The 5,679-nt window shown below is 35.4% G+C and carries 6 protein-coding genes and 2 pseudogenes; 7 read left to right on the forward strand and 1 reads right to left on the reverse strand.

Annotated features, from left to right (window positions below; all coding sequences use genetic code 11):
• Nucleotides 1-23: 23 nt before the first annotated feature.
• A pseudogene (locus Wcon_RS13445) lies at nucleotides 24-833 on the reverse strand (transposase family protein); the annotation flags it as partial.
• A 246-nt stretch (nucleotides 834-1,079) separates the two neighbouring features.
• On the opposite strand from Wcon_RS13445, the gene Wcon_RS07780 reads away from it, so the two are divergent.
• The 7 genes and pseudogenes from Wcon_RS07780 (at nucleotide 1,080) to Wcon_RS07810 (ending at nucleotide 5,620) form a co-directional block, all read left to right on the forward strand.
• Entirely contained in the window at nucleotides 1,080-2,069 is a 990-nt protein-coding gene (locus Wcon_RS07780) for a hypothetical protein (RefSeq protein ID WP_114517782.1), read from the forward strand.
• Nucleotides 2,066-2,677, forward strand: coding sequence for a hypothetical protein (locus Wcon_RS07785; RefSeq protein WP_114517783.1), 612 nt, complete (start codon nucleotides 2,066-2,068; stop codon nucleotides 2,675-2,677). The genes Wcon_RS07780 and Wcon_RS07785 overlap by 4 nt, the downstream gene beginning before the upstream one ends.
• A gap of 94 nt (nucleotides 2,678-2,771) precedes the next feature.
• Entirely contained in the window at nucleotides 2,772-4,040 is a 1,269-nt protein-coding gene (gene proS / locus Wcon_RS07790; protein ID WP_114517784.1) for a proline--tRNA ligase, read from the forward strand.
• Nucleotides 4,037-4,423, forward strand: coding sequence for a holo-[acyl-carrier-protein] synthase (locus tag Wcon_RS07795; RefSeq protein WP_114517785.1), 387 nt, complete (start codon nucleotides 4,037-4,039; stop codon nucleotides 4,421-4,423). Before proS ends, Wcon_RS07795 begins: the two co-directional genes overlap by 4 nt.
• 141 nt (nucleotides 4,424-4,564) lie before the next feature.
• Nucleotides 4,565-4,771 (forward strand): annotated as a pseudogene (locus tag Wcon_RS07800) (DUF4815 domain-containing protein); the annotation flags it as partial.
• Between the two features lie 115 nt (nucleotides 4,772-4,886).
• A complete protein-coding gene (locus tag Wcon_RS07805; protein WP_114516947.1) occupies nucleotides 4,887-5,129 on the forward strand; it encodes a hypothetical protein in 243 nt (80 codons plus the stop codon).
• Between the two features lie 8 nt (nucleotides 5,130-5,137).
• The gene (locus Wcon_RS07810; RefSeq protein WP_114516948.1) at nucleotides 5,138-5,620 is read left to right on the forward strand and encodes a hypothetical protein; all 483 of its coding nucleotides are present in this window, start codon (nucleotides 5,138-5,140) and stop codon (nucleotides 5,618-5,620) included.
• The last annotated feature ends 59 nt before the right edge of the window (nucleotides 5,621-5,679 follow it).

Here is a 5,679-nt window from a genome sequence, read left to right on the forward strand (position 1 = left end):
CTATATATTCAAATATTGCGGTGTTGTGCAGAGTGTTGTGAAGTATCAATGAGTATGAGTGAACTAAAAAAGCTCTCTGAAACAGCATTATCATAACAATAACCTTTGTCTAGAAATAATATTTTTTGTACTCAGTAAAAATCTCTAATTTTTAGAGGTGTATTGTGATCCTTGATCGCTATAAGCAGATTTGCGCCTATCAATAGCCATATCTATGCCTATCAACTAAATCTATTATTGCCAACCATCCTTCATTGGTTTTTATGTACCTAAACCCATATCTTGTTTGGTTGATCAGTGGTGAAATTCTGATTCAATATGTTATAACTCTATTTGTGGTTTTAAACCTTCATCTAAGCTTAGCTTGAATGCCATTTTTCTGCATAACATTGTTTTGATTTTACCTAAAGCCTTTAATTCAGTTTAGGAGCTCCGTACCTGCATTGTGATGCTTTTCTTTGTATGAGCTCTTCTCTTATTGTTTTTTTTCTGAGTAATCCATCTATACAAGCAGATACGTTCAAAAACCTTCATAATTCCCGTGTTTTATAGCAATTTTCATGTTCTTTTATAAAAACTCTTTTTGGTTTGCAAAATATCCCAGGGCTTTTTTTAAAATGTCTCTTTCTCTCGTTACTCTTGCCAGCTCTTTCTTTAAATCAAACTTTTCTTTGTCACAAGTTCCTTTTCCTTGGTTCCAGATATTGTATGTTTTTACCCACCTGCTTAGCCGCTAATACCCAAATCTCTTCCTATTTTTGCTGATGATTGACCTGTTTCTTTTTCCAGTCTTCATTTTTGCATTCTGCTGTATGTTCTCTTCTTTTTGTCATATCACACCTCTTTGAAAAAACTTCTTTACTTCCTCTCTACTTTTTCTGGGTAAGGTCTCAATATTATCTACCGAATTTGGCGTTATTGAAGCGTGTTGCAATTGCTAATATGCTGAGAAAGTTACTTTATAAATATCATATAATTATTGTTACTATTTTAATATAAATATTAACTTAGTTATAAATTATTGACATTGATTAATAATTCAATTATTATTAGTATTGTATTAATAATGAAGGAAAAAAATGCTTAATAATAACATACCGTCACCAATTCCGCCACCACCGCCTCCTGAGGGTTTGAACAAATGGAAACCTCCACAGGGTAATAGCAATAAACCTTCCGGTAATTTAGGAACTAACAATAGCACTCAATCAAAAAAAAGACGTCTATCTGAGAATCATAATATTCCTACAGAGTTGAAAAATGATCCTAAATTCGCACGAAGACAACAAGCATTTGAACAAGACCTTGAGAAAGAATGTGAAAGCAATGCTAAACAGAGTGAGCTGACAAAATCTATAAATGGCCAAAATAGCATTGATAATGATAAGACACAGAAAATAAAATATAAAAGTGAAAATCAAAAGTCATTTGCAGCAGGACAAAAAATCGATACTCCCATTTTAATTAACAATTCAGTTAGCCTGAGTAAGGCAACTGCCTTAAAATATTCAATTGCTACTTTATTGCTATGTATATCTAGTGTTACAGCTGGGATATACACTTATCTTGCGATTTCAGTAATATTAAGTGCTATTGCAGTGCCAGTGCTTTTTGCAGTAATTTCTGTCACTTCTGCATTAGTTGCATTGAGCTCAGCTGCATATCTTATCAACTTGTTTGTTTCTGCGGTAAACAGTGAGAGGAAAATAGATCTGAGTGAGAAAAAGCCTGATAGTGAATTAGGAGGAAATGAAAAGTGTAAAGTTCCTGAGGAACAGCAGCAAAAAAATAACGACAATGCTGCAGAAATGCAGCCAGTAACAAAGGTCCCTACAGCACCTGATACGTTACCTGTTTCTTCTCTGCCAAATGGTGTATCATCTACTCCGCCGCCGCTTCCTCCATTGCCACACAGTCCTGCTCCGCCACCGCCTCCTCCTCCGCCTCCTCCAGCTTCCAAGCGTACGGAGCAACCTAAGAATGATGCACCGAAGAAGGCTGGTGATCCTGTAGATAAACCTGACAATGGTCCTCTAATTGTAGAAATAAAAAAGGAAAAAAACTTATGAGCAAGGAAGAGCGTGACAAGAGGGAGGAGAAGAGGTTAAAGAAGTTAGAAAACGAGAATAAAGATACTAGAAATACTTCGCCTAAGCAACGAGGAAAAAATGAAGGTTCTACAGATGATTTGAAGAAAACACTTGAGAATCGAAGGAAAGCAATTGGTGGAAAGCAAGAGAATAACGTGCGACAGTCAACGCAAGACAAGATATGTGCCAATATGTCAGATATGATTCCTCAATTGCAGTTATGTAGTCATAGTAATAGTGTATCGAGCAGTAGTAGTGAAGAGTATGAACAGAATTGGAGCAATGATGAAAATGAGTGTGCAACACCTCAAACTTCCCAACCAGACAAAAAAGGAGGGGCAGACACTTCCGAAAGTGGTTATGGATCTGATAATAATGTACAATCTAAACCCACATCTCCGTTACATTTCTCTGCACCAAAGGCAGGAAAGCCACAGGTACCACCTAAGCCTGCTAGTTTACAAACAAGACCTGAAAGTCCTGTTATAGAAAAAGAGAATGGTGCAGGCTTAACGAGTAGCAAGTTCGAAGACCCATCTACTCTTCCTTTCAAGGAACGTGCTAAACTGTTTGGAAATTATAGGTAATAGAATGGAAATGTTTTAGCGCTTCCCTTCTTAAAATAAGTTTACCTACGGATCTGATTGTACTAAAATTACTCAGTACAATCAGATTTATTAAATGCGTCTATCTAAATATTACCTACCAACTTTGAAAGAGATCCCGGCTGGTGCTGAAATTGCTTCTCATCAATATATGTTACGTGCGGGCTTAATCAAGCAGACAGCGTCTGGCATTTATTCTTGGCTGCCACTCGGTCTTTTGGTACTTAAAAATATTGAAAACATTATCAGAGATGAAATTGGTGCGATTGAAGTGTTGATGCCTTGTGTGCAGCCAGCAAGCCTTTGGCGAGAGTCAGGACGTTATGATGATTACGGCAAAGAAATGCTGCGCATTAAAGATAGGCATGAAAGCGATATGCTTTTCGGTCCAACGCATGAGGAGGTAGCAACTGATTTGATTAGAAATACGGTAAAAAGTTACAAAGATTTGCCACTTTGTTTATATCAAATTCAGTGGAAATTCCGTGATGAAGTAAGGCCACGTTATGGTGTGATGAGAGGCAGGGAATTTCTGATGAAGGATGCGTATAGCTTCGATGTAGATTACGAAGGTGCACTGAATTCATATAATTTGATGTATAAAACTTACATAAAAATCTTCAAACGTATGGGCCTTACTCCAATTGGAGTGAAAGCGGACACTGGGCCAATTGGAGGAAATTTAAGTCATGAATTTCATATATTGGCAAGCACCGGTGAGAGCACCTTATATTATGACAATAAACTTTTTGAATTACTAGAAAGCGAAGATATTGAAAGTCTGAAGAGTATATATGCAGTTGCAGACGATATGCACGATCCTAAAATTTGTCCTATACCGCAAGAACGGTTAAATGTTAGTAAAGGTATTGAAATAGGGCACATTTTTTATTTTGGAGATAAGTATTCAAAACCAATGAATGCAAAAGTTACTGTGCAGGGTGGAAAAAATATCAATATGCATATGGGTTCATATGGTATTGGAGTTTCAAGGCTTGTTGGAGCGATAATAGAAGCTTTTCATGATAATAATGGAATTATCTGGCCAGAGGCAGTAGCTCCTTTTAGAGTTGGTTTGATCAATTTACAAACGAAAGTAGCAGAGTGTATAAACGCTGCAGATAAGATATATAAAACTTTGAAAAGCGATAAAGTGCTTTACGATGATATGGAAGAAAGTGCAGGAGTAAAATTTGCTAAAATGGATCTGATAGGCTTGCCATGGCAAATAATTGTTGGAAAAAAAGTAGTAAGTGAAAATACAGTTGAAGTAAAAAATAGAACAACTGAAGAGGTAGAAGAAATGCAGATTGAGGAAGCAATAAATCGTTTTAGCGCAAAGTGATATATGGAATAGGCACTGACATAGTACATATACCAAAGGTATTAAGAATATTACAAAAATACGGGGAAAAATTTCTCAATAAAGTCTATACTAAGCAGGAGATAGAGATAAGCAAGAAATATAATAGCCAAGAAGTAAGGGCAAAATATTTTGCTAAACGCTTTGCAGCAAAAGAAGCTTTTGTTAAAGCTCTAGGCACTGGATTCAGCCAGGGGATTATAATGAAAGATATAGAAATATACAGTGGTGTAAAAGGAAAGCCGTATCTTACCGTTAGCAAGGATTTTATCTCCAAAGACCACATAATTCATCTTTCTCTAAGTGACGATGGAGATTACGCTACTGCGTTTGTTGTAATTTGCGTCTATGGCTCACACAGGTAAAGTTTGCTCTTTTGTCATCCTATGGCTTAACCATAGGTAAACAATCTGGATTCCAGTGGGCTTTGTTGCATAGCAGGAAAAAAATAGCGATTACTGACAAAATTCATTATAAAATAGCCATTTAACCGCTTAAGGATAAATATGTCACAAAAAATGAGAGTCAGTAACCAAGGTGAATATAACAAATTTCTCCAAGAAAGAGGTCTACAGTCAGCAGAATTAAACGAGACGCAAGAATATGCTCTTTCTAAGCTCAAAGGCATAGGAGATGCGATATTTCATGATGGTGATGTTATAACAGGAAGCAATTGTATTATAGATGCAGAAACTGGTAAAGCTACACTTGAGGGCATAAGTGTTGAAAGTGTCATAAGAAGAAGATAAAAGAGCTATTATTAAAGAAAAATGGAGGCAATAATGGATCAAATAGAAAGAATACTAAACTTAACTAAAAGACGAGGATTTGGAAAGACTAGGAAAATCAACAGAGGTAGATAAATGTAATACTAAGTTAGTTGGTAAAATAATATTTAAAGGCTTAATGAAGCTAATATTAATGGGTCAGAAAACAAGCTTAAGAGCACTAGAAATGGTAATAAATAGGTGTGTGATAGATAAAAATGATGATAAAAGTACAGTTACATACAGTGGCTTATCGAAAAGGTTAAAAGTTCTGATTATTTTAAAGGTGTATATATCGATTTAATAAACAAAGTGGAAAAATTATTGCCCAGAAAAACGTCACATAACTTACATAGATTCGATTCAACAATTATAAATTTATCAGGGTACCTTATAAAAGATGGGTTAAAAATAGGTGGTAAAAGCAATGACAGTCAAGTCAAAGTAAGCGTTGGATTAAAAGGCCAATTACCGACGAGTATAAGATTTTGTCAAGGGCAAGAAGAAAGTAGCGAAGATATAGCGCTGGTTAGAGCAATTAATGAAGCTAAAGTTAAAAAAGAGGATATTTTATTGTTTGATAGAAGGATTGCAAAAGTTGCAACTTTCACTGAGTTTGACAAAAAGGAATACAAATTTATCACAAGAACATACTTAAAAAGAAGGTACTGCGTTATAAGAGAGAATGAAATTACGCAAAAACAACAACCAGATGGATCGGAAATTTTGGAAGATAATATAGTGAATCTTTACAGCGGAAGCAGAGCAATAGCAAGTACGACTAATAAAAATTAAAAATAGAACAGAAGATGAAATATGGTTTTTGACCAACTTATTTGAAATACCGGCTTATG

The organism is Wolbachia endosymbiont of Cylisticus convexus, assembly GCF_003344345.1.